The organism is Burkholderia seminalis (assembly GCF_001718535.1).
Lineage (GTDB): Bacteria > Pseudomonadota > Gammaproteobacteria > Burkholderiales > Burkholderiaceae > Burkholderia > Burkholderia seminalis.
This window is the reverse complement of the sequence record NZ_CP013398.1, coordinates 2983931-3004005: the sequence shown is the minus strand read 5'-3', so window position 1 is coordinate 3004005 and position 20075 is coordinate 2983931. Positions and strand designations below refer to the sequence as shown.

Here is a 20075-nt window from a genome sequence, read left to right as displayed (position 1 = left end):
GCGACGACGGTGCGCGGGCCACGAGCTCGCGCACCGTTTTTTCATTCCGATAGAGGAAAGTCAAGGAGACGGTTGTGGCCGAAATTCAAGTGGAACGCGCCGAAGGCGTGATGACGATCACGATCGCGCGCCCGGCGAAGAAGAACGCGCTGACGGCGGCGATGTACCAGACGATGGCCGATGCGCTCGCCGACGCGCAGGAAGACAAGGCGATCCGCGTGATCCTGCTGCGCGGCAGCGACGGCAATTTCAGCGCGGGGAACGATCTCGAGGATTTCCTGAAGTCGCCGCCGAAGGACGACACCGCATCGGTGTTCCAGTTTCTCGCGCGGATCAGCAGCGCGAGCAAGCCGATCGTGGCCGCGGTGCCGGGCCTCGCGATCGGCGTCGGCGTGACGATGCTGCTGCACTGCGATCTGGTCTACGCGGCCGACACCGCGACGTTCTCGCTGCCGTTCGCGCAGCTCGGGCTGTGCCCGGAAGCCGCGTCGAGCGTGCTGCTGCCGCGCCTGGCCGGCCATCAGGTCGCCGCCGAGAAGCTGCTGCTCGGCGAGGCGTTCGACGCGCTGGAAGCGCACCGGATCGGCATCGTCAACCGCGTGCTGCCGGCGGCCGAGCTCGACGCGTTCGCGGCGAAGCAGGCGGCCAAGCTCGCGGCGCTGCCGGCGTCGTCGCTGCGGGTGACGAAGGCGCTGCTGAAGGAGACGGGCGGCGTGGCGACGTCGGCGCGGATGGCCGAGGAAGCGGGCCACTTCGCCGCGATGCTGCGCGCGCCGGAAGCGCGCGAGGCGATGACGGCATTCTTCGAGAAGCGCAAGCCGGATTTTCGTCAGTTCGACTGACGGAGCAGGCCGTGCCGGCGGCGGATCGCCGGCCCGCGCCCGCGCTTGCGGTCACGCCGTGCCGTAGTCGACGTAGCCGGTTTCGCGGCAGAAGCTGACGAGCCGCAGGCCGGCCGCCTTCGCGATCTCGATCGCGAGCGACGACGGCGCGGAGATCGTCGCGACCAGCGGGATGCCTACTCGCGCGGCCTTGCGCACCAGCTCGTAGCTCGCGCGGCTCGACAGGAACACGAAACCGTCGGTGGCGTCGGCGCGCGACAGCACGAGCGAGCCGATCAGCTTGTCGAGCGCGTTGTGGCGGCCGACATCCTCGAATGCCATCCGGATCGCGCCTGTTGCATCGCACCACGCGGCCGCGTGCAGGCCGCCGGTCAGTTTCGTGAGTGCCTGGTGCGACGGCAGCCCGTGCGCCGCGCGCGCGAGCGCGTCGGGCGCGAGGCGTGCCAGAAAGCCGGTGTCGGGCACGCGCTCCGGCGCGAGGTCGAGCAGGTCGATGCTTTCGATCCCGCATACGCCGCAGCCGGTGCGCCCGGCGAGCGCGCGGCGCCGGTCCTTCAGCGCGGCGAATGCCTGCTGGACGACCTCCAGATGCACTTCCGCATGCGGCAGCGGTGCATCGGCGTGCAGGATCACCTCGATGTCCTTGATGTCGCTGCCGCGCGCGACGATCCCTTCCGAGATCGCGAAGCCGACCGCGAACGCCTCGAGGTCGCACGGCGTACACATCATCACCGCGTGCGAAATACCGTTGAACACGAGCGCGACCGGCCATTCCTGGCCCACGTGGTCGTGCGCGGTTTCCACGGTGCCGCCGCGCGTGCGGCGCACGGGCAGTTCGATCGCGCCGCGCGGTTCGTCGCGCAGCGCGTCGCGCGGTTGATCGATCTTGGTCGGATTCACGAGCACTCCCGTTGATTCGAGGCACGGCCGGCGACAATCGTGCCGCCGCCCGCGCGCAGAGGTTCTAAAATACCCCAGGCAGGCCGGCCGCGCCGGCATCCGCCACGTCAGGTAACGACCATGGGACTCAGCGACGCTCCGTTGCTCTTCAACTTCGAACACGATTCGTCGGAAAACTTCACGTACATCCCGATGATCGTGCGTTTCAATCTCGACCGCTTCGGTCTGCGGATTTCGCTCGAACAGTGGCAATTGTTGCCGCTCGAGGACCGCAAGCTGCTCGCGCGCTTCCCGGCCGACGACGACACCGCGATCGAGCCCAACTTCGATCATGCGCTGTTCGAAATGCTGCGCACGCATGCGGATCTGGAACCGTCATGGTTCCAGCCGGACGAGCAGCCGGCCTGGCGCACCGTCGACGCGGTGCCGGAATCGCTCGTGCAGCAGAGCGCGCTGGCCGGGCTGACCGCGCCCGCGCTCGCGCAGTGGCAGCGGCTCGCGCCGTTCCAGCGCTACGTGCTGGTGAAGCTGTCGCGCAAGCCGAAGCTGAATCACGATTTCCTGCCCGCGATGCGGGAGTTCGGGCTGACGGCCACGCACTGACGCGGCCGTGCGCCGCGCGGCCGCGGCGCGCGCCGGTCAGAGCGGCGGCAGTTGCCGCGGCTTGCGGTCCGTGCCGGTCGCGACGTACGTGAGCGTCGCTTCGGTAACCTTCACGACTTCGCCCATCAGGCGCATGCGCTGCGCGTACACCTCGACGTCGACCGTGATCGACGTGTTGCCGGTGCGCATGATGGTGGCGTAGAAGCTCAGCAGGTCGCCGACGAACACCGGCTGCTTGAACACGAACGAGTTGACCGCGACCGTCGCGACGCGACCGTTCGCGCGCTGGCTCGCGGGGATCGAGCCGGCGATGTCGACCTGCGACATGATCCATCCGCCGAACACGTCGCCGTGGACGTTCGCGTCGTGCGGCTGCGGGACGACGCGCAGCGCGGGCTGCTTCTGCGGGAGTTCGAGGGTCGAATCGGTCATGGCGGGGGCTTTCATCCTGTAATAAATGGGCCGCCGCGCGCAGGCGGGCCGGCGAGGCCGCCGGCAGCGGCGCGAAGCGGCTTCTGCGACAATACAACGTTCGCAAATTGTACGAGAAAGCGCGCGAGCCGGCCGTCGAACCACGTGCCGTGCCTCGCCACAGAGACTCCCCCATGCGCCGATTTCCTGCTTCCGGCGAGCCCGCGCCGGCTTCGACCGGGCCTCGCAACGACTGGCAGACCATCCGGTCGCTGCTGCCGTACCTGGCCACCTACAAATGGCGCGTCGCGCTCGCGCTCGGCTGCCTGATCGGCGCGAAGGTCGCGAACCTCGGCGTGCCGATCGTGATGAAGCGCATCGTCGACCACCTGTCCTACGTGCAGCAGATCACCGCGCTCGGGCGCGCCGAGCAGTCGGCCGGCATCGTGCTCGCGGGCGGCGTCGGGCTGCTGGTCGTCGCGTATGCACTCGTGCGGCTGTCGACGTCGCTGTTCACCGAGCTGCGCGAGATCCTGTTTTCGAAGGTCACCGAAAGCGCGGTGCGCCAGCTCGCGCTGCAGGTGTTCCGGCACCTGCACGGGCTGTCGCTGCGGTTCCATCTCGAACGCCAGACGGGCGGCATGTCGCGCGACATCGAACGCGGCACGCGCGGCATCCAGCAACTCATTTCGTATTCGCTGTACAGCATCCTCCCGACGCTCGTCGAGGTCGGGCTCGTACTCGGCTTCTTCGTGGTCAAGTACGAGGCCTATTACGCGTACGTGACGTTCGCGGCGCTGGTCACGTACATCGTGTTTACCGTGAAGGTCACCAACTGGCGCACGCATTTCCGCCGCACGATGAACGAACTCGATTCGCGCGCGAACTCGCGGGCGATCGATTCGCTGATCAACTACGAGACGGTGAAGTACTTCGGCAACGAGGAGTGGGAGGCGCAGCGCTACGACGAGAACCTCAAGCGCTACCGCAAGGCCGCGATCCGCTCGCAGAACTCGCTGTCGGTGCTGAACTTCGGCCAGCAGGCGATCATCGGCACCGGGCTGGTGTTCATCCTGTGGCGCGCGACGCAGGGCGTGCTCGCGGGCAAGCTGACGCTCGGCGATCTCGTGCTGATCAACACGTTCATGCTGCAGCTGTACATTCCGCTGAATTTCCTCGGGGTCGTGTATCGCGAGCTGAAGCAGAGCCTCACCGACATGGACCGGATGTTCGGGCTGTTGTCGGCCGCGAAGGAAGTGGCCGACCGGCCCGATGCGCGGCCGCTCGCGGTGGCCGGCGCGCAGGTGCGCTTCGAGCACGTGAACTTCGCGTACGAGCCGGCGCGGCCGATCCTGCACGACGTGACGTTCACGATCGATGCGGGCACGACGACCGCGGTGGTCGGCCACAGCGGTTCGGGGAAGTCGACGCTGTCGCGCCTGCTGTTCCGTTTCTACGATCTCGACCGCCAGGCGGGCGGCGCGATCCGGATCGACGGCCAGGACATCCGCGACGTCACGCAGGATTCGCTGCGCGCGTCGATCGGGATCGTGCCGCAGGACACCGTGCTGTTCAACGACTCGATCTACTACAACATCGCGTACGGCCGGCCGACCGCGACGCGCGACGAGGTGGTCGCGGCGGCGCGCGCCGCGCACATCCACGATTTCATCGAAAGCCTGCCGAAGGGCTATGACACGCCGGTTGGCGAGCGCGGGCTGAAGCTGTCGGGCGGCGAGAAGCAGCGCGTCGCGATCGCGCGCACGCTGCTGAAGGATCCGCCGGTGCTGCTGTTCGACGAGGCGACGTCGGCGCTCGATTCGCGCTCGGAGCGCGCGATCCAGCACGAACTCGACCAGATCGCGCGGCATCGCACGACGCTCGTGATCGCGCACCGGCTGTCGACGGTCGTGCACGCGCAGCAGATCCTCGTGATGGATCACGGCCGGATCGTCGAGCGCGGCACGCACGACGAACTGGTGCGCGCGGACGGGTTGTATGCGCAGATGTGGGCGCTGCAGCAGCAGCGCGCGGCGGCCGGCGGCGAGGAGGCCGAGGCCGTGTAACAACGGGCGGCGCTGCACGACGCGCTGTCGTGCGGGGCGGCCCGCCGTCCGGTCAGCCCGCGGCGCGCAGCCGCGCGTCGAGCTCGCCGAGCTGCGCGGGCGTGCCGACGTTCTCCCAGATACCTTCGTACAATTCGCCGGTCGCAAGTCCGGCCTCGATCGCCGCGCGGTAGTACGGCGTCAGCGCGCGCCGCGTGCCGGGCGCGAGATCGCGGAACATCCGCGTGTCGTACAGGCCGATGTTGCCGAATGTGACGCGCGCGGCGCCGTCGAGCGCGAGGCGGCCATCGCCGCCGAGCGCGAAATCGCCGGCCGGGTGGAACGGCGGGTTCGGCACCATCACGAGGTGCATCGCGGGCGTATCGAGCGTGGCCATCCGCGCGGCGTGCGGCGCGAGCGTCCGGTAGTCGAACGCGCAGTACACGTCGCCGCTGACCGCCGCGAACACGGCCGGCTGCCCGTCGCGCTCGATGAGCGGCAGCGCCTGCGCGATGCCGCCGGCCGTTTCCAGCGCGTCGCCCTCGGCGGAATACGCGAGCCGCACGCCCCAGCGCGAACCGTCGCCGAGCGCGGCTTCGATCTGCTCGCCGAGCCACGCGTGGTTGATCACGATCGTCTCGATGCCCGCGCGTGCGAGCGCCTCGATCTGCCACACGATCAGCGGCTTGCCGCCGGCTTCGAGCAGCGGTTTCGGGCGGGTGTCGGTCAGCGGGCGCATCCGTTCGCCGCGCCCGGCGGCGAAGATCATCGCCGTGGTCAGGGTAGTGCTCATGTTCGACTGGGCGTGAGGACGGTCAGAACGTATAGCCGACGTCGGCCGGCGCGTTGCCCTCGAGCTCGTCGAGCAGCTTCGCGAACGGCACGAGCGGGCGGTAGCGCAGCGCGACCTTGCGCGCATAGGTCAGGAAGCGCGGCAGGTCGTTCAGGTAGTGCGGCTTGCCGTCGCGGTAGTTGATGCGCGCGAACAGGCCGAGCACCTTGATGTGGCGCTGCAGCCCCATCCATTCGAGCTGGCGGTAGAACTCGCCGAAATCGGGATCGACCGGCAGGCCGGCCTTTTTCGCCTTTTCCCAGTAGTACGCGAAGCAGTCGAGCTCGAACTCCTCGTCCCAGCTGACGAACGCGTCGCGCAGCAGCGACACGACGTCGTACGTCAGCGGCCCGTAGACGGCGTCCTGGAAGTCGAGCACCCCCGGATTCGGCTCGCAGACCATCAGGTTGCGCGGCATGAAATCGCGCAGCATGAAACCCTGCGGCTGCGCATGGGCGCTCGCGACCAGCAGCGCGAACGTGCGGTCGAGCGTGCCGCGCATCGCGTCGGTGACGGGCTTGCCGAGATGACGGCCGACGAACCATTCGGGCAGCAGCTCCATTTCGCGGCGCAGGAACGCTTCGTCGAACGGCGGCAGCACGTCGGGTTTCGACGTGAGCTGGAAGCGGATCAGCGCGTCGAGCGCGTCGCGCATCAGCGGCCGCGCGGCGACCGGGTCGGCCGGGTCGAGCACCGAGATGTACGACGTGCGGCCGAGGTCCGTCACGAGCATGAAGCCCGCGTCGAAATCGTGGGCCAGCACGTCCGGTACGTGGTCGCCGGCCGCGGCGAGCAGCTGCGCGACCTGGACGAATTCCCGGCACTTCTCGGGCGGCGGCGCGTCGACGGCGATCAGCGTGCCGCCGGGGCTCGCGGCCGAGGCGACACGGAAATAACGGCGGAAACTGGCGTCCGACGACGCGGGCGCGAGGGTCGACAGGTCGAGGGCATAGCGCTCGGCGAGCGGTTGCAGCCACGCGGTCAGGGCGTCGAGGCGGGCGTCGGGCTGGGATGCGGCGGATGGGGGCGTCATGAAACTCGGCGGAGGGGGGAACGTCTTGCCATATAATACCCCACGACTTTTTTGACGCGCCCCGCGTCAGCTTCCGCCGTGCAGGCCCGCTGCCTGTCGCGCCGCCCGCCCGATCGCCTCCCCGGTTTGCGCTCAGCCGCAGTCGCGGTGCGACGGCGCGGCCCGCCGTGCGCGCATGTGCCGTGAAGGCGCGGTTGACAAGGGGCGATTCGCCAAACGATAGATGCCGCCCAAACCGCTATTCCCGAATGTTTTCCCCGGTGACGGGGCGCCGCGCAAACGGCGGCTCGCGCTCGCGCTCCTGGCCGTGCCCGGCCTCGTGCCGGCCGTGTCGTACGCGCAGCTGTCGGGTGCGGCCGCGCAGCCGCAGCCGCTCGACTCGCCGTGGGATCTGCGCCTCGCGCCCCAGCTCGAGGATCATCCGCTGAAGGACGGCGCGAAGCCGGCCGCCTTCGTGATCGCCGACCACACGAGCGGCACCGCCGAGCAGGACCTCGCCGCCAAGGGCTCCGCCGAGCTGCGGCGCGGCGACGCCGTCGTGAAGGCCGACGCGCTCCACTACGATCAGGATACCGACATGGCCGATGCGTACGGCCAGGTCAAGGTGATCAATGGCGGTACGTCGTTCGCGGGCCCCGAGGCGCACCTGAAGATCGAGGCGAACCAGGGCTTCATGACGGCGCCGAAGTACCACTTCAACATGACGGGCGGCTCGGGCAGCGCCGAGCGCGTCGACATGGTCGACAACGAGCGCTCGGTGTTCGTCAACGGCACCTACACCGCGTGCCAGTGCTCGACGAACCCCGCGTGGTACATCAAGGGCAGCCGCTTCGACTTCGACACGGGCGCCGACGAAGGCACCGCGCGCAACGGCGTGCTGTTCTTCCAGGGCGTGCCGATCTTCGCGAGCCCGTGGATGACGTTCCCGCTGTCGGGCGAGCGGCGCAGCGGCCTGCTGCCGCCGACGTTCTCGGTGAACTCGAGTAACGGCTTCGAGCTGACGCTGCCGTACTACTTCAACATCGCGCCGAACCGCGACCTGACGCTCACGCCGCGCATCATCTCGCGGCGCGGCGTGATGACCGAGGCGACGTTCCGCTACCTGTCGCCGTCGTATTCGGGCACCTTCACGGCCAACTACCTGCCGGACGACCGGCTCGAGCACCGCAACCGCTACGCGATCTACTGGCAGCACCAGCAGAACTTCGGCGGCGGTTTCGGCGGCTACGTCTACTACAACAAGGTCTCGGACAACACGTATCCCGAACAACTGGGTTCGATGAACCAGTTCATCAACGGGACGCAGACGTTGTACCAGCAGGAGGCGGGCCTCACGTACAACAACGGTCCGTGGTCGGTGCTCGCGCGCTACCAGCACTGGCAGACGCTGCCGCCGTCGATCGCGCCGTACAGCCGCGAGCCGCAGTTGAACGTGAAGTACACGAAGTACAACGTCGGCGGCTTCGACTTCGGCGCGGAAGCCGATTATTCGCGGTTCCGCATCACGACGGCCGACGCGACCGAAGGCGACCGCATCGTCTTCAACCCGTATATCGCGTACGGCGTGTACGGCCCCGGCTACTTCGTCGTGCCGAAGGTCCAGTATCACTTCGCGTCGTACGACCTGAACTACCTGTCGTCGACCACGCCGAACAACCCGAAGCGCTTCACCGAGTCGATCCCGACCGTGACCTTCGATTCGGGCCTGATCTTCGATCGTTCGGTGCGCCTGTTCGGCCAGGACTTCATCCAGACCCTCGAGCCGCGCCTGTACTACGTGTACACGCCGTATCGCAACCAGTCGAACGCGCCGCTGTTCGACACCGCGGAATCGGATTTCGGCCTCGCGGAGATCTACCAGCCGAACACGTTCGTCGGCAACGACCGGATCGCCGACGCGAACCGGATCACGGCCGGCCTGACGTCGCGCTTCATCGATCCGCGCACCGGCGACGAGCGCGCGCGTTTCGTGATCGCGCAGCAGTACTACTTCGCCGATCAGCGCGTCACGCTGAACCCCGGGCAGAGCGCCGTGCTGGCGCGCCATTCGGACCTGATCGTCGGCGCCGCGCTGAAGCTCGGCTCGGGCTTCATGTCGGAGACGGCGTTCCAGTACAACCAGAACAACAACCAGCTCGTGAAGTCGAGCGTCGGTTTCGGCTACAGCCCGGGCGAGCGCCGCGTGATCAACGTCGGCTATCGCTACACGCGCACGAACACCACGCTCGACAACCAGCCGATCAACCAGTTCCTGGTGTCCGCGCAATGGCCGCTCACGCGCCGCCTGTATGCGATCGGCCGCTTCAACTATGATCTGGCCGGCGATCGCGTGGTCGACGGTCTGGTCGGCTTACAATACGACGCGGATTGCTGGGCGCTCGGGGTCGGGGTGCAACGGGCGGCGAACGGCATCAATTCGTCGGGACAGCAGAACTCGTCGACGCGATTCATGATGCAGCTGACGCTCAAGGGCCTGTCGACCGTCGACAACGGCCTCGTGTCGGCATTCCGCGCCGGGGTACCGGGCTACACGCCGCTGCCGCCGCCGCCGCCGCCGATGTCCCGCTTCAGCAACTACGAGTAACGCCGGCTTGTCTGCACCGGTCAGCACGATTTCAATGGAGTTTCAGTGGCAATGAAGAAAAACCTTCGTTTCGCGGCAGTCGTGTCCAGCCTCGCCGCGTCCGCCGCGCTGCTCGCCGCCGCGCCGGCCGCGGCGCAGGCGCTCGGTTCGCAAGGTGCGCAGCTCGCCGACGAAGTCGTCGCGGTCGTCAACAACGACGTGATCACGGGCCGCGAACTCGACCAGCGTGCCGGCCTGATCGCCCGCCGGTTGCAGCAGCAGAACGCGCCCGTGCCGCCGACCGACCAGCTGCGCGCGCAGGTGCTGAACCAGATGGTGCTCGAGCGTATCCAGGTGCAGAAGGCGAAGGACGACGGCATCCGCATCGACGACGCGACCGTGCAGTCCACGCTGCAGCGTCTCGCGCAGGCGAACGGGATGACGCTCGAGCAGTACCGTGCGCGTCTCGAGGCGCAAGGCGTGCCCTGGAGCATCTTCACGAGCGATGCACGCACCGAGCTGATGCTGTCGAAGCTGCGCGAGCGCGAGGTCGACGGCAAGATCACCGTGTCGGACGCCGAAGTCGCGAACTACATCGCGAGCCAGCGCGGGCCGAACGCGTCGCAGCAGCAGGATCTGCGCTTCCAGCACATCTTCATCAAGGCGCCGACCAACGCGCCGCAGGCCGACATCGAGGCCGCGCAGAAGAAGGCCGAGGCGCTGCTGCAGCAGGCGAAGTCCGGCGCCGACTTCGAGCGCCTCGCGAAGAACAACTCGGAAGCGAACGACGCGAAGAAGGGCGGCGACCTCGGTTTCAAGGCGCCCAGCGCGCTGCCGGCCGACGTCGTCGACGCCGCCTCGAAGCTGCGCCCGGGCCAGGTCAACCCGACGCTGATCCGCGTGCCGGACGGCTTCGAGATCGTGCGTCTCGTCGACCGCCGCCAGAGCCAGGGTGCGACCGCCGCCGCGCCGAAGATCGTCCAGACGCACGTGCGCCACATCCTGCTGCGCGTCGGTGAAGGCAAATCGGAAGGCCAGGCGCGCCAGCAACTGGTCGACATCCGCAACCAGATCGAGGCCGGCGGCGATTTCGCGAAGTTCGCGCGCACCTACTCGCAGGACGGTTCGGCGTCGCAGGGCGGCGATCTCGGCTGGATCAGCCCGGGCGAGACCGTGCCGGAATTCGAGCGGGCGATGAACAGCCTGCAGGACGGCCAGGTCAGCCAGCCGATCCGCACCGAGTACGGTTACCACCTGATCCAGGTGCTGAACCGCCGCGAAGCGGAAGGGTCGGTGCAGCAGCAGATGGACATCGCCCGCCAGGCGATCGGCCAGCGCAAGGCCGAGCAGGCCTACGCCGACTGGCTGCGCGAACTGCGCGATTCGTCGTACGTTCAGTACAAGATCGGCGGCGTCGCCCCGGCGAACTGAGCGAGCTTCGGATGACCACGCCCGCGCTGCAGATCGCGATCACGACCGGCGAACCCGCGGGGGTCGGCCCGGAGCTGACCGTGCAGGCGCTGCGTGACGCCGCGCAGCGCTGGCCCGACGCGCATTTCACCGTGCTCGGCGATGCGGCGCTGCTCGACGCGCGTGCGGCGGCCGTCGGCGCCGAGCGCACCGTGCTGGCCGGCGGCGCACCGGTATCGGTCGCGCACCACGCGCTGGCCGTTCCCGCGCGGGCAGGTACGCTGGACGCGGCGAACGGCCGGTACGTGCTCGGGCTGCTCGACGCGGCGATCGACGGCGCGCTGGCCGGCCGGTACGACGCGATCGTGACCGCGCCGCTGCAGAAGAGCACGATCAACGATGCGGGCGTGCCGTTTACCGGCCATACCGAATACCTGGCGGAGCGCACGCATACGCCGCGCGTCGTGATGATGCTGGCGGGCACCGGCGACAAGCCGCTGCGCGTCGCGCTCGCGACGACGCACCTGCCGCTGAAGGATGTGTCCGCCGCGCTGACGATCGACGGTCTCGTCGAGACGCTCGCGATCATCGACCGCGACCTGCGGCGCGACTTCGGCCTCGCCGCGCCGCGCATCCTGGTGACGGGCCTGAACCCGCACGCGGGCGAGAACGGTTATCTCGGCCGCGAGGAGATCGACGTGATCGCGCCGGCGCTGGCCCGTGCGAACGCGCTGCGCATCGACGCGCGCGGCCCGTATCCGGCCGACACGCTGTTCCAGCCGCGCCATCTGGCCGATGCCGATTGCGTGCTCGCGATGTTCCATGACCAGGGCCTGCCCGTGCTGAAGTATGCGACCTTCGGCGAGGGCATCAACGTGACGCTCGGGCTGCCGATCATCCGTACGTCGGTCGATCACGGTACCGCGCTCGATCTGGCCGGCACGGGTCGCGCCGATCCGGGCAGCATGATCGCCGCGCTCGATACGGCCGTCACGATGGCGCGCCATCGCCGCGCGGCCTGACGCGGCCTCACCTCTTTCGTCGTATTTTTCGTCTTACTCAGTCGATGTCGAACAGCAGACAGCATCAAGGCCATTTCGCGCGCAAGCGCTTCGGGCAGAACTTCCTCGTCGATCACGGCGTGATCGATTCGATCGTGGCGACGATCGGCCCCGCGCGCGGCCAGCGCATGGTCGAGATCGGCCCCGGGCTCGGCGCGCTGACCGAGCCGCTGATCGAGCGCCTCGCGACGCCCGAGTCGCCGCTGCACGCGGTCGAGCTCGACCGCGACCTGATCGGCCGCCTGCAGCAGCGCTTCGGCGCGCTGCTCGAGCTGCATGCGGGCGACGCGCTCGCGTTCGACTTCCGTTCGCTGGCGGCGCCCGGCGACCAGCCGTCGCTGCGCATCGTCGGCAACCTGCCGTACAACATTTCCAGCCCGCTGCTGTTCCACCTGATGACGTTCGCCGATGCGGTCATCGACCAGCATTTCATGCTGCAGAACGAAGTCGTCGAACGGATGGTCGCGGAGCCCGGCACGAAGGCGTTCTCGCGCCTGTCGGTGATGCTGCAGTACCGCTACGTGATGGAAAAGATGCTCGACGTGCCGCCGGAATCGTTCCAGCCGCCGCCGAAGGTCGATTCGGCGATCGTCCGGATGATTCCGTACGAGCCGCACGAACTGCCGGACGTCGATCCCGTGCTGCTCGGCGAAATCGTCACCGCCGCGTTCTCGCAGCGCCGCAAGATGCTGCGCAACACGCTCGGCGACTATCGCCAGACGATCGATTTCGATGCGCTCGGTTTCGATCTCGCGCGTCGTGCCGAGGACGTGAGCGTGGCCGAATACGTCGGCGTCGCGCAGGCGCTCGCGGCAGTGCGCAAGGCCGGCTGACGCGCGGCGCACGAAGCCGGACCGCAGGTGACGAAAGGGCTGCCCGACGGGCAGCCCTTTTCATTGCACGCGTGTATGTGGCCGGTCGCCTACGCCCGCCTGCGCGGCGGCGCGTTGACGAGCGCGATGCCGGCCAGCACGAGCGCGGCCGCGGACATGAAGCGCCAGCCGACCGATTCGCGGAGCAGCAGCACGCCGAACGCGACGCCGAACAGCGGCGACAGGAACGTGAAGACGGACAGCCGCGACGCACTGTAGCGCGTCAGCAGCCAGAACCACGACAGGTAGCTGACGAACGCGACGATCACCGACTGGTACGCGAGGCTCGCCACCGCGATCGGCGTCACGTGCGGGAGCGACACCTGGCCGAACAGCGCGGCGAGCGCGACCAGCACGACCGCCGACACCGCGAGCTGGTAGAACAGCGTCTTGCTCGCGCTCGCCCGCGCGAGCGCCGTCGAGCGCACGACGACCGTCGTCGCGGCCCACATCGCGCCGCCGAGAATCCCGAGCGCGTCGCCGGCCAGCCCGGCCAGCACCGAAGCGCCGGGCGCGCGCGGCGTCAGGAAGCCGTCCGCGAACGCGAGCGCGATGCCGGCGAACGCGAGGCCGACGCCGGCCCATTGCGTGCGCTGCAGCCGCTCGCCCGGTGCGAACAGGTGCAGGCCGAGCGCGGTGAAGCACGGCGCCGTGTACAGGAAGATCGCCATGTGCGATGCGCTCGTCAGCGTGAGCCCGAAGAACACGCAGATGAATTCGCCGGCGAACAGCGCACCGGCCGCGAGGCCCGCGCCGAACGTGCCGTCGGCCCGGAACAGCGGTGTGCCGCGCGCGCGGGCCCAGCCCCACAGCAGCGCGGCGGCGATCACCGAGCGCAGCCCGGCCTGGAACATCGGCGCGATCGCGGCGTTCGTGTACTTGATCGCGACCTGCTGGAAACCCCAGATCGCGCACAGCAGCAACATCAGGCCGGCGGCGCGCAGGTCGAGCGCGCGGCGCACGGGGGCGGCGGCGAGTGGGGTCATCGGCGCGCCTCGCTCGATCGGGACGGCGGCAGCGAGGCCGGGCGGGCGGCGCGTCGGGCGCGCTCGAATTGGCGGTTTCGCACGGCAGTGTGGCGTCAGGGAAGGGTGGGTGGTCGCGTTCGGGTGGTGCGTGGCATGCCCGCTTTTGGTGCGAAGTGGAGGGATGTTACCCGATCGGCACGATCGACGGGGCGAGCCGGACCGTGCCGTTTTCCGCCATTGCGCGCGTGCCCCGATGCGCGGTATCGGCCGCCCGGTCTAGGCGCCCCCGGCTAGGCGCCCCCGGCGAGTTTCACCCGACTCTGGTAGAGTTTCCGGTTCTGGAAAGTCCCCACAGGAGTACAAGACATGCGTTTGCTGCATACGATGCTGCGAGTTGGCGATCTCGACCGCTCGATCAAGTTCTACACCGAATTGCTCGGCATGAAGCTGCTGCGTCGCGAGGATTATCCGGAAGGCAAGTTCACGCTTGCGTTCGTCGGCTATGAAGACGAGCGCACCGGCACCGTGATCGAGCTGACCCACAACTGGGATACGCCGTCCTACGATCTCGGCAACGGCTTCGGCCACCTGGCCGTGGCGGTCGAGGATGCGTACGCCGCGTGCGAGAAGATCAAGGCGCAAGGCGGCAAGGTCACGCGCGAAGCAGGCCCGATGAAGCACGGCACGACCGTGATCGCGTTCGTCGAGGATCCGGACGGCTACAAGATCGAGTTCATCCAGAAGAAGTAAGCGCCGGACGAACGGGCCGCCGCGTGCGATGCGCATGGCGGCAAAAAGGGCGATGCGGGGTGACCCGCATCGCCCTTTTGCATCGACGGCGCTGCCGCGCGCGTCATGTCAAAGCGACGGCAGCAGCTCGGGCGGGTGGTGCTTGAGCGTGTGCCGCGCTTCGCGGAACTCGGGGAAGATCGATTCGACGGTCTGCCAGAAGGCCGGGCTGTGGTTCATCTCGCGCAGGTGCGACAGCTCGTGCGCGACGACGTAGTCGATGATCGACATCGGGAAATGGATCAGCCGCCAGTTCAGGCGGATCTTGCCGTCGCTCGAGCAGCTGCCCCAGCGCGTCGCGGCCGACGACAGCGCGTACATCGAATACGTGACGCCGAGTTTTTCCGCGTAGACCGGCAGGCGTTCGCCGAAGATGCGTTTCGCCTCGCCCTGCAGCCAGCCCTGCACGCGATCCTTGATCTGCTGCATGTCGGCCTGCACGGGCAGCGGCAGCGACAGCCGCAGCGCATCGGCGTCGAATGCGACGGCGCCCGCGCCGAGCGCGATCGTCACCGTCTTGCCGAGATACGGCAGCTGCGCGCCGTCGCGCCAGTCGATCTGCGGCAGCGCGCGCTGTTCGGTGCGCGTCTTCCACTCCGCGAGCTTCGCGAAGATCCAGCGCTGCTTCTCCGAGATCGCCGCTTCGATGTCGGCGAGCGTGACCCAGCGCGGCGCGGTGATCGACAGCCCGCTGCCGTCGATCGTGAAGCCGATCGTACGGCGTGCCGACCGCTTCAGCCGGTATTCGAGCACGCGGCTGTCGAGCGCGAACGTGCGCACGCGCGAGCGGTCGGGTGCCGCGCCCGGAGCGGGCGGGGCGGTGGGAGCGGCTTCAGGCGGCGCCGGCGGCGCGGCGGGCGCCGACGGTGCGGCGGCCGGCCCGTCGAAGAGCGGCAGATCCATCTGGCGATGATCGAGGGCCACGACGGCAGGCCGTGGCCGCGGACGCTGTTTCATCAGTTCGCTTCTTTTTGTCGTACGCAACGGCTGCAATCCGGGGGCTTCAGGCACGCGCGGCATCGCGCGTGCCGGCATTGCCCGCCTGGCGATAGGAATCGGGATCGATGCGGCGCATTTCCGCTTCGATCCATGCTTCGACCTGCGAGTTCAATGCATCGGGCGTCAACCCGTCGCTGGGGATCGGCTTGCCGATCGACACGGTGACGATACCCGGAAATTTCGTGAACGAGTTGCGCGGCCAGACCCGACCTGCATTGTGCGCGATCGGCACGACCGGCGTGCCGGTTTCGATCGCGAAGCGTGCGCCGCCCGTCTTGTACTTGCCCTGCTTGCCGACCGGCGTGCGCGTGCCTTCGGGGAACATGATCATCCAGGCGCCTTCCGACAGGCGCTTCTTGCCCTGGCGGATCACCGACGCGAACGCGTTCTTGCCTTCCTTGCGGTTGATGTTGACCATGTGCAACATGCCGAGCGCCCAGCCGAAGAACGGTACGTACAGCAGCTCGCGCTTGAACACGTAGCAGAGCGGCTTCGGCATCAGCGCCGGAAACGCGAGCGTCTCCCACGCCGACTGATGCTTCGACAGCAGCACGGCCGGGCCGTCGGGCAGGTTTTCCATCCCCTCGATCCGGTAGCGGATGCCGTTCAGCCAGCGCACGACCCACAGGGTCGACTTGCACCAGCCGGCGGCCATCCAGTAGCGTGCGTCGGGGCGCATGAACGGGAACGCGATGAAGCACGCGGTGGCGTACGGCACCGTGTACAGGATGAAGTAGATCAGCAGCAGCAGGGAGCGGACGAAGCGCATCGGCGTGAGTCTGGTGTGAGGGAGGATGCGCGCGGCTGCCGCATCACTCGTGTTCGTGTGAAAGAAAGTCGAGCGCGAACGCGCGCAGGTCGTCATGGACCTTCGTGCCGGGCGGCAGGTTGCCCGCGGCGAGCGTCTTCTTGCCCTTGCCGGTCAGCACGAGGTGCGGCTGGAAGCCGACCGCGACGCCGGCCTGCAGGTCGCGCAGCGAATCGCCGACCACCGGCGTGTGACCGGGATCGATCTCGAAGCGCTCGGCGACCATCTGCATCATGCCGGGTTTCGGCTTGCGGCAGTCGCAGTGATCCTCGGCCGTGTGCGGGCAGAAGAACACCGCGTCGATGCGCGCGCCGACCGCGGCCGCCGCGCGATGCATCTTCAGGTGCATTTCGTTGAGCGCGGCCATGTCGAACAGCCCGCGACCGATGCCGGACTGGTTGGTCGCGACGACCACGCGATACCCCGCGTGGTTGAGCCGGGCGATCGCCTCGAGGCTGCCGGGCAGCGCGATCCATTCGTCGGGCGTCTTGATGAACGCATCCGAATCGACGTTGATCACGCCGTCGCGGTCGAGGACGACGAGCTTTCGGTTGGGGCTGATCGGCATCGTGCGGCCCTTATGCGGCGAGCTTCGAGATGTCGGCGACGCAGTTCATCTGCTGGTGCAGCGCGGACAGGAGCGCGAGACGGTTGGCTCGCAGTGCCGGATCTTCCGCATTGACCATCACGTCGTTGAAGAACGTGTCGACCGGCGCGCGCAGCGCGGCGAGCGCCGACAGCGCGCCCGTGTACGCGCGCGCCTCGAGTTGCGACTGCACGTGCGGCGTGACGGCCGCGAGCTGTTCGTGCAGCGCCTTCTCGGCGGCCTCGACGAGCAGCGCCGGCTGCACCGTGCCGTTCGCGCCGCCTTCCGACTTCTTCAGGATGTTCGAGATCCGCTTGTTCGCGGCCGCGAGCGCTTCGGCTTCCGCGAGGCGCGTGAATTCGCGCACCGCGTCGAGGCGCGCGACGAGATCGTCGACGCGCGTCGGGTTCAGGCTCAGCACCGCGTCGATTTCGCCGGCCGAATAACCGCGCTCGCGCAGCAGGCCGCGCAGGCGATCCATGAAGAACGCGAGGATCGCGTCGGTCGATTCGGCGACGCCCGGCACGCCTTCGAAGCGCGCGTGGGCCGTGCGCAGCAGCGACACGAGATCGAGCGGCAGCTGCTTCTCGAGCAGCAGGCGCAGCACGCCGAGCGCGTGGCGGCGCAGCGCGAACGGGTCCTTCTCGCCGGTCGGCGCGAGGCCGATGCCCCAGATGCCGACGATCGTCTCGAGCTTGTCGGCCAGCGCGACGGCCGTCGACACGGGCGTGGTCGGCAGCGCGTCGCCGGAGAAGCGCGGCTGGTAGTGCTCGGCGCACGCGAGCGCGACGTCGTCGGCTTCGCCGTCGTGGCGCGCGTAGTACGTGCCCATCGTGCCCTGCAGTTCGGGGAACTCGCCGACCATGTCGGTCAGCAGGTCGGCCTTCGCGAGGCGCGCGGCGCGCTTCGCGTGCGCGGCGTCGGCGCCGATCGCGGGCGCGATCTCGCCGGCCAGCGCCTCGAGGCGCTCGACGCGCGCGAGCGCCGAGCCGAGCTTGTTGTGATACACGACGTTCGCGAGTTGCGGCACGCGGTCGGCGAGCGGCTTCTTCTTGTCCTGCTCGAAGAAGAACTTCGCGTCGGCGAGGCGCGGGCGCACGACGCGCTCGTTGCCTTCGATGATCTCGCCCGGCGTCTTCGTCTCGATGTTCGACACGATCAGGAAGCGCGAGCGCAGCTTGCCGGCGACGTCGGTCAGCGCGAAATACTTCTGGTTCGTCTGCATCGTGAGGATCAGGCATTCCTGCGGAACCTGCAGGAATTCGTCCTCGAAGCGGCACGGGTAGACGACCGGCCATTCGACCAGCGACGTCACTTCGTCGAGCAGCGATTCGGGCATCACGACGGTATCGCCGTTCGCGTGTTCGTTCAGTTGCGTGCGGATCGTTTCGCGGCGATCGGCGAAGTGCGCGATCACGCGGCCCTTGTCGCGCAGCGTGTCGGCGTACGCGCGCGCATGCTGGATCGCGACGAGGCCGTCGGACAGGAAGCGGTGGCCGAGCGTGGTGTCGCCGGCATCGACGCCGAACGCGGTAACGGGCACGATGCGGTCGTCGTGCAGCACGGTCAGGCGATGGACCGGGCGCACGAACTTCACGTCGGAGCCGTCCGGGCGCTGGTACGTCATGAACTTCGGGATCGGCAGCTTCGCGAGCGCTTCGTCGAGCGCGGCCTGCAGGCCGTCGGCGAGCGTCGCGCCGGCCGCAGAGTAGTTGATGAAGAACGCTTCGGCCTTGCCGTCCTGCGCGCGCTCGAGATCGGCGATCGACAGGTTCGGGTGGCCGAGCGCCGCGAGCTTCTTCGCGAGCGGGGCCGTCGGCTTGCCGTCGGCGTCGAGTGCGACCGACACCGGCAGGACTTTTTCGCGGACCTGCTTGTCAGGCGCGACGGCGCGCACGTTCTGCACGACGACGGCGAGGCGGCGCGGCGTGGCGTAGCGTTCGAACACGAGTTCGCCTTCGACGAGGTCGCGCGCCGCGAGGCGTTGCGCGAGACCTTCAGCGAATGCGTCGCCGAGGCGCGCGAGGGCCTTCGGCGGCAGCTCTTCGGTCAGCAGTTCGACGAGCAGGGGGGCGGGATGATTGTGCGTCATGGTTGGAATGATTCTCGTCTCGTCAGTCCTGATCGATCTTGCGTTCGACCTTGAGCGGCGGCGCCCATGCCGGCTGCGCGGCGTCCTGGGCGTCGGTGGTGAGGCCCGGCACGCCCGGCGGGTTGCCGAGCATCGGGAAGCCGAGCTTCTCGCGCGAGTCGTAGTAAGCCTGCGCGACGAGACGCGACAGTGCGCGGATGCGGCCGATGTACGCCGCGCGCTCGGTGACCGAGATCGCGCCGCGGGCGTCGAGCAGGTTGAACGTGTGGCCGGCCTTCAGCACGAGCTCGTACGCGGGCAGCGCGAGCTGCGCGTCGATCATCTTCTTCGCTTCCGCTTCGTAGCTGTTGAAGAACGTGAACAGCAGGTCGACGTTCGCGTGCTCGAAGTTGTAGGTCGACTGCTCGACCTCGTTCTGGTGGTACACGTCGCCATACGACAGGCGGCGCAGCTCGGGGCCGTTCGGGCCCTGCTCTTCCCACTCGGTCCACACGAGGTCGTACACGTTCTCGACCTTCTGCAGGTACATCGCGAGGCGTTCGAGGCCGTACGTGATCTCGCCGAGCACCGGCTTGCATTCGAGGCCGCCGACTTCCTGGAAATACGTGAACTGCGTGACTTCCATCCCGTTCAGCCACACTTCCCAGCCGAGCCCCCACGCGCCGAGCGTCGGGTTTTCCCAGTCGTCCTCGACGAAGCGCACGTCGTTCTGCTTCAGGTCGAAGCCGAGCGCTTCGAGCGAGCCGAGGTACAGGTCGAGGATGTTTTCCGGCGCCGGCTTGAGCACGACCTGGTACTGGTAGTAGTGCTGCAGGCGGTTCGGGTTCTCGCCGTAGCGGCCGTCCTTCGGGCGGCGCGACGGCTGCACGTACGCGGCGCGCCACGGCTCGGGGCCGACCGCGCGCAGGAACGTGTGGACGTGCGACGTGCCCGCGCCGACTTCCATGTCGATGGGCTGGAGCAGGGCGCAACCCTGCTTGTCCCAGTAGGACTGCAGCGTCAGGATGATTTGCTGAAACGTAAGCATGAAGAGCCTTCGTGGCGCTGGCGCTCCGTTGCGGGCGGCGCTCCGGGCGGGGCCCGGAGGGTCGGCTCGCGCGGCGGCGCGGCTTGTTAGTGTGCTGAAACGCGTAATTTTACCGGATCGGCGAGCGGATGCGGCCGGAACGCGGGCGAGGCCGCCGCCGGCGCGCTTCCGGAAGGGCCGCACGAGCGGGCGGCGCGGTCCGTGCGGCCGCCCGCGGGGTTGTCGCGACGCGCA

The 20075-nt window shown here is 68.4% G+C and carries 18 protein-coding genes; 8 read left to right on the top strand and 10 right to left on the bottom strand.

Annotated elements, in window-relative coordinates; all coding sequences use genetic code 11:
• The first annotated feature begins 74 nt into the window (after window positions 1-74).
• Window positions 75-842 (top strand): enoyl-CoA hydratase, encoded by a 768-nt coding sequence (locus WJ12_RS13615; RefSeq protein ID WP_059560510.1) that lies wholly within the window; start codon window positions 75-77, stop codon window positions 840-842.
• A 51-nt stretch (window positions 843-893) separates the two neighbouring features.
• Here the strand turns inward: WJ12_RS13615 and fdhD are convergent, their stop codons facing one another.
• Window positions 894-1748: a formate dehydrogenase accessory sulfurtransferase FdhD gene (gene fdhD / locus WJ12_RS13610; RefSeq protein WP_059560508.1), complete on the bottom strand. Its 855-nt coding sequence runs from the start codon at window positions 1746-1748 to the stop codon at window positions 894-896.
• A 114-nt stretch (window positions 1749-1862) separates the two neighbouring features.
• Here fdhD and WJ12_RS13605 point away from each other — a divergent pair, with 114 nt between their 5' ends.
• A complete protein-coding gene (locus WJ12_RS13605; RefSeq protein WP_034189010.1) occupies window positions 1863-2345 on the top strand; it encodes a nitrate reductase associated protein in 483 nt (160 codons plus the stop codon).
• Window positions 2346-2381: 36 nt separating this feature from the next.
• Here WJ12_RS13605 and WJ12_RS13600 read toward each other — a convergent pair whose 3' ends face one another.
• Window positions 2382-2777: an acyl-CoA thioesterase gene (locus WJ12_RS13600; protein WP_034189011.1), complete on the bottom strand. Its 396-nt coding sequence runs from the start codon at window positions 2775-2777 to the stop codon at window positions 2382-2384.
• A 173-nt stretch (window positions 2778-2950) separates the two neighbouring features.
• On the opposite strand from WJ12_RS13600, the gene WJ12_RS13595 reads away from it, so the two are divergent.
• Window positions 2951-4822: an ABCB family ABC transporter ATP-binding protein/permease gene (locus WJ12_RS13595; protein ID WP_059560505.1), complete on the top strand. Its 1872-nt coding sequence runs from the start codon at window positions 2951-2953 to the stop codon at window positions 4820-4822.
• A gap of 52 nt (window positions 4823-4874) precedes the next feature.
• Here WJ12_RS13595 and murU read toward each other — a convergent pair whose 3' ends face one another.
• Window positions 4875-5594, bottom strand: a complete 720-nt coding sequence (gene murU, locus WJ12_RS13590) for an N-acetylmuramate alpha-1-phosphate uridylyltransferase MurU (RefSeq protein WP_034189013.1) — start codon at window positions 5592-5594, stop codon at window positions 4875-4877.
• Between the two features lie 22 nt (window positions 5595-5616).
• The gene (locus tag WJ12_RS13585) at window positions 5617-6666 is read right to left on the bottom strand and encodes an aminoglycoside phosphotransferase family protein (protein ID WP_059560502.1); all 1050 of its coding nucleotides are present in this window, start codon (window positions 6664-6666) and stop codon (window positions 5617-5619) included.
• Between the two features lie 223 nt (window positions 6667-6889).
• Here WJ12_RS13585 and WJ12_RS13580 point away from each other — a divergent pair, with 223 nt between their 5' ends.
• From WJ12_RS13580 to rsmA, 4 genes are read left to right on the top strand one after another with little or no spacing between them, the layout of a single operon-like run.
• Window positions 6890-9250 (top strand): LPS-assembly protein LptD, encoded by a 2361-nt coding sequence (locus WJ12_RS13580; RefSeq protein ID WP_034189015.1) that lies wholly within the window; start codon window positions 6890-6892, stop codon window positions 9248-9250.
• Window positions 9251-9301: 51 nt separating this feature from the next.
• A complete protein-coding gene (locus WJ12_RS13575) occupies window positions 9302-10660 on the top strand; it encodes a peptidylprolyl isomerase (protein WP_034189016.1) in 1359 nt (452 codons plus the stop codon).
• Between the two features lie 11 nt (window positions 10661-10671).
• Window positions 10672-11661: a 4-hydroxythreonine-4-phosphate dehydrogenase PdxA gene (gene pdxA / locus WJ12_RS13570; protein WP_034189017.1), complete on the top strand. Its 990-nt coding sequence runs from the start codon at window positions 10672-10674 to the stop codon at window positions 11659-11661.
• 44 nt (window positions 11662-11705) lie between these two features.
• Window positions 11706-12533, top strand: a complete 828-nt coding sequence (rsmA, locus tag WJ12_RS13565) for a 16S rRNA (adenine(1518)-N(6)/adenine(1519)-N(6))-dimethyltransferase RsmA (RefSeq protein ID WP_034189018.1) — start codon at window positions 11706-11708, stop codon at window positions 12531-12533.
• Window positions 12534-12622: 89 nt separating this feature from the next.
• On the opposite strand, the gene WJ12_RS13560 is transcribed toward rsmA, so the two are convergent.
• Complete coding sequence (locus tag WJ12_RS13560; protein ID WP_059560499.1) at window positions 12623-13558, bottom strand: DMT family transporter; 936 nt, start codon at window positions 13556-13558, stop codon at window positions 12623-12625.
• A 348-nt stretch (window positions 13559-13906) separates the two neighbouring features.
• On the opposite strand from WJ12_RS13560, the gene gloA reads away from it, so the two are divergent.
• Window positions 13907-14290: a lactoylglutathione lyase gene (gene gloA / locus WJ12_RS13555; protein WP_034189019.1), complete on the top strand. Its 384-nt coding sequence runs from the start codon at window positions 13907-13909 to the stop codon at window positions 14288-14290.
• A 108-nt stretch (window positions 14291-14398) separates the two neighbouring features.
• Here gloA and WJ12_RS13550 read toward each other — a convergent pair whose 3' ends face one another.
• The 5 genes from WJ12_RS13550 to glyQ are packed head-to-tail and all read right to left on the bottom strand — an operon-like array spanning window position 14399 to window position 19841.
• On the bottom strand, window positions 14399-15286 hold the full coding sequence (locus WJ12_RS13550) for a M48 family metallopeptidase (RefSeq protein WP_059560496.1): 888 nt from the start codon (window positions 15284-15286) through the stop codon (window positions 14399-14401).
• Window positions 15287-15332: 46 nt separating this feature from the next.
• On the bottom strand, window positions 15333-16097 hold the full coding sequence (locus tag WJ12_RS13545) for a lysophospholipid acyltransferase family protein (protein WP_034189021.1): 765 nt from the start codon (window positions 16095-16097) through the stop codon (window positions 15333-15335).
• 43 nt (window positions 16098-16140) lie between these two features.
• Window positions 16141-16704: a D-glycero-beta-D-manno-heptose 1,7-bisphosphate 7-phosphatase gene (gene gmhB, locus WJ12_RS13540; RefSeq protein ID WP_034189022.1), complete on the bottom strand. Its 564-nt coding sequence runs from the start codon at window positions 16702-16704 to the stop codon at window positions 16141-16143.
• A 10-nt stretch (window positions 16705-16714) separates the two neighbouring features.
• Window positions 16715-18814: a glycine--tRNA ligase subunit beta gene (gene glyS, locus WJ12_RS13535; protein WP_034189023.1), complete on the bottom strand. Its 2100-nt coding sequence runs from the start codon at window positions 18812-18814 to the stop codon at window positions 16715-16717.
• Window positions 18815-18836: 22 nt separating this feature from the next.
• The gene (gene glyQ, locus WJ12_RS13530) at window positions 18837-19841 is read right to left on the bottom strand and encodes a glycine--tRNA ligase subunit alpha (protein WP_006477868.1); all 1005 of its coding nucleotides are present in this window, start codon (window positions 19839-19841) and stop codon (window positions 18837-18839) included.
• Between the last annotated feature and the right edge of the window lie 234 nt (window positions 19842-20075).

Coding starts and splice junctions, on each gene's coding strand:
- WJ12_RS13550 (WP_059560496.1), bottom strand. CDS start 15,286: ATGAAACAGCGTCCGCGGCCACGGCCTGCCGTCGTGGCCCTCGATCAT.
- glyQ (WP_006477868.1), bottom strand. CDS start 19,841: ATGCTTACGTTTCAGCAAATCATCCTGACGCTGCAGTCCTACTGGGAC.
- glyS (WP_034189023.1), bottom strand. CDS start 18,814: ATGACGCACAATCATCCCGCCCCCCTGCTCGTCGAACTGCTGACCGAA.
- WJ12_RS13560 (WP_059560499.1), bottom strand. CDS start 13,558: ATGACCCCACTCGCCGCCGCCCCCGTGCGCCGCGCGCTCGACCTGCGC.
- murU (WP_034189013.1), bottom strand. CDS start 5,594: ATGAGCACTACCCTGACCACGGCGATGATCTTCGCCGCCGGGCGCGGC.
- WJ12_RS13580 (WP_034189015.1), top strand. CDS start 6,890: ATGCCGCCCAAACCGCTATTCCCGAATGTTTTCCCCGGTGACGGGGCG.
- WJ12_RS13545 (WP_034189021.1), bottom strand. CDS start 16,097: ATGCGCTTCGTCCGCTCCCTGCTGCTGCTGATCTACTTCATCCTGTAC.
- pdxA (WP_034189017.1), top strand. CDS start 10,672: ATGACCACGCCCGCGCTGCAGATCGCGATCACGACCGGCGAACCCGCG.
- WJ12_RS13605 (WP_034189010.1), top strand. CDS start 1,863: ATGGGACTCAGCGACGCTCCGTTGCTCTTCAACTTCGAACACGATTCG.
- rsmA (WP_034189018.1), top strand. CDS start 11,706: ATGTCGAACAGCAGACAGCATCAAGGCCATTTCGCGCGCAAGCGCTTC.
- WJ12_RS13575 (WP_034189016.1), top strand. CDS start 9,302: ATGAAGAAAAACCTTCGTTTCGCGGCAGTCGTGTCCAGCCTCGCCGCG.
- WJ12_RS13595 (WP_059560505.1), top strand. CDS start 2,951: ATGCGCCGATTTCCTGCTTCCGGCGAGCCCGCGCCGGCTTCGACCGGG.
- gloA (WP_034189019.1), top strand. CDS start 13,907: ATGCGTTTGCTGCATACGATGCTGCGAGTTGGCGATCTCGACCGCTCG.
- WJ12_RS13600 (WP_034189011.1), bottom strand. CDS start 2,777: ATGACCGATTCGACCCTCGAACTCCCGCAGAAGCAGCCCGCGCTGCGC.
- gmhB (WP_034189022.1), bottom strand. CDS start 16,704: ATGCCGATCAGCCCCAACCGAAAGCTCGTCGTCCTCGACCGCGACGGC.
- WJ12_RS13585 (WP_059560502.1), bottom strand. CDS start 6,666: ATGACGCCCCCATCCGCCGCATCCCAGCCCGACGCCCGCCTCGACGCC.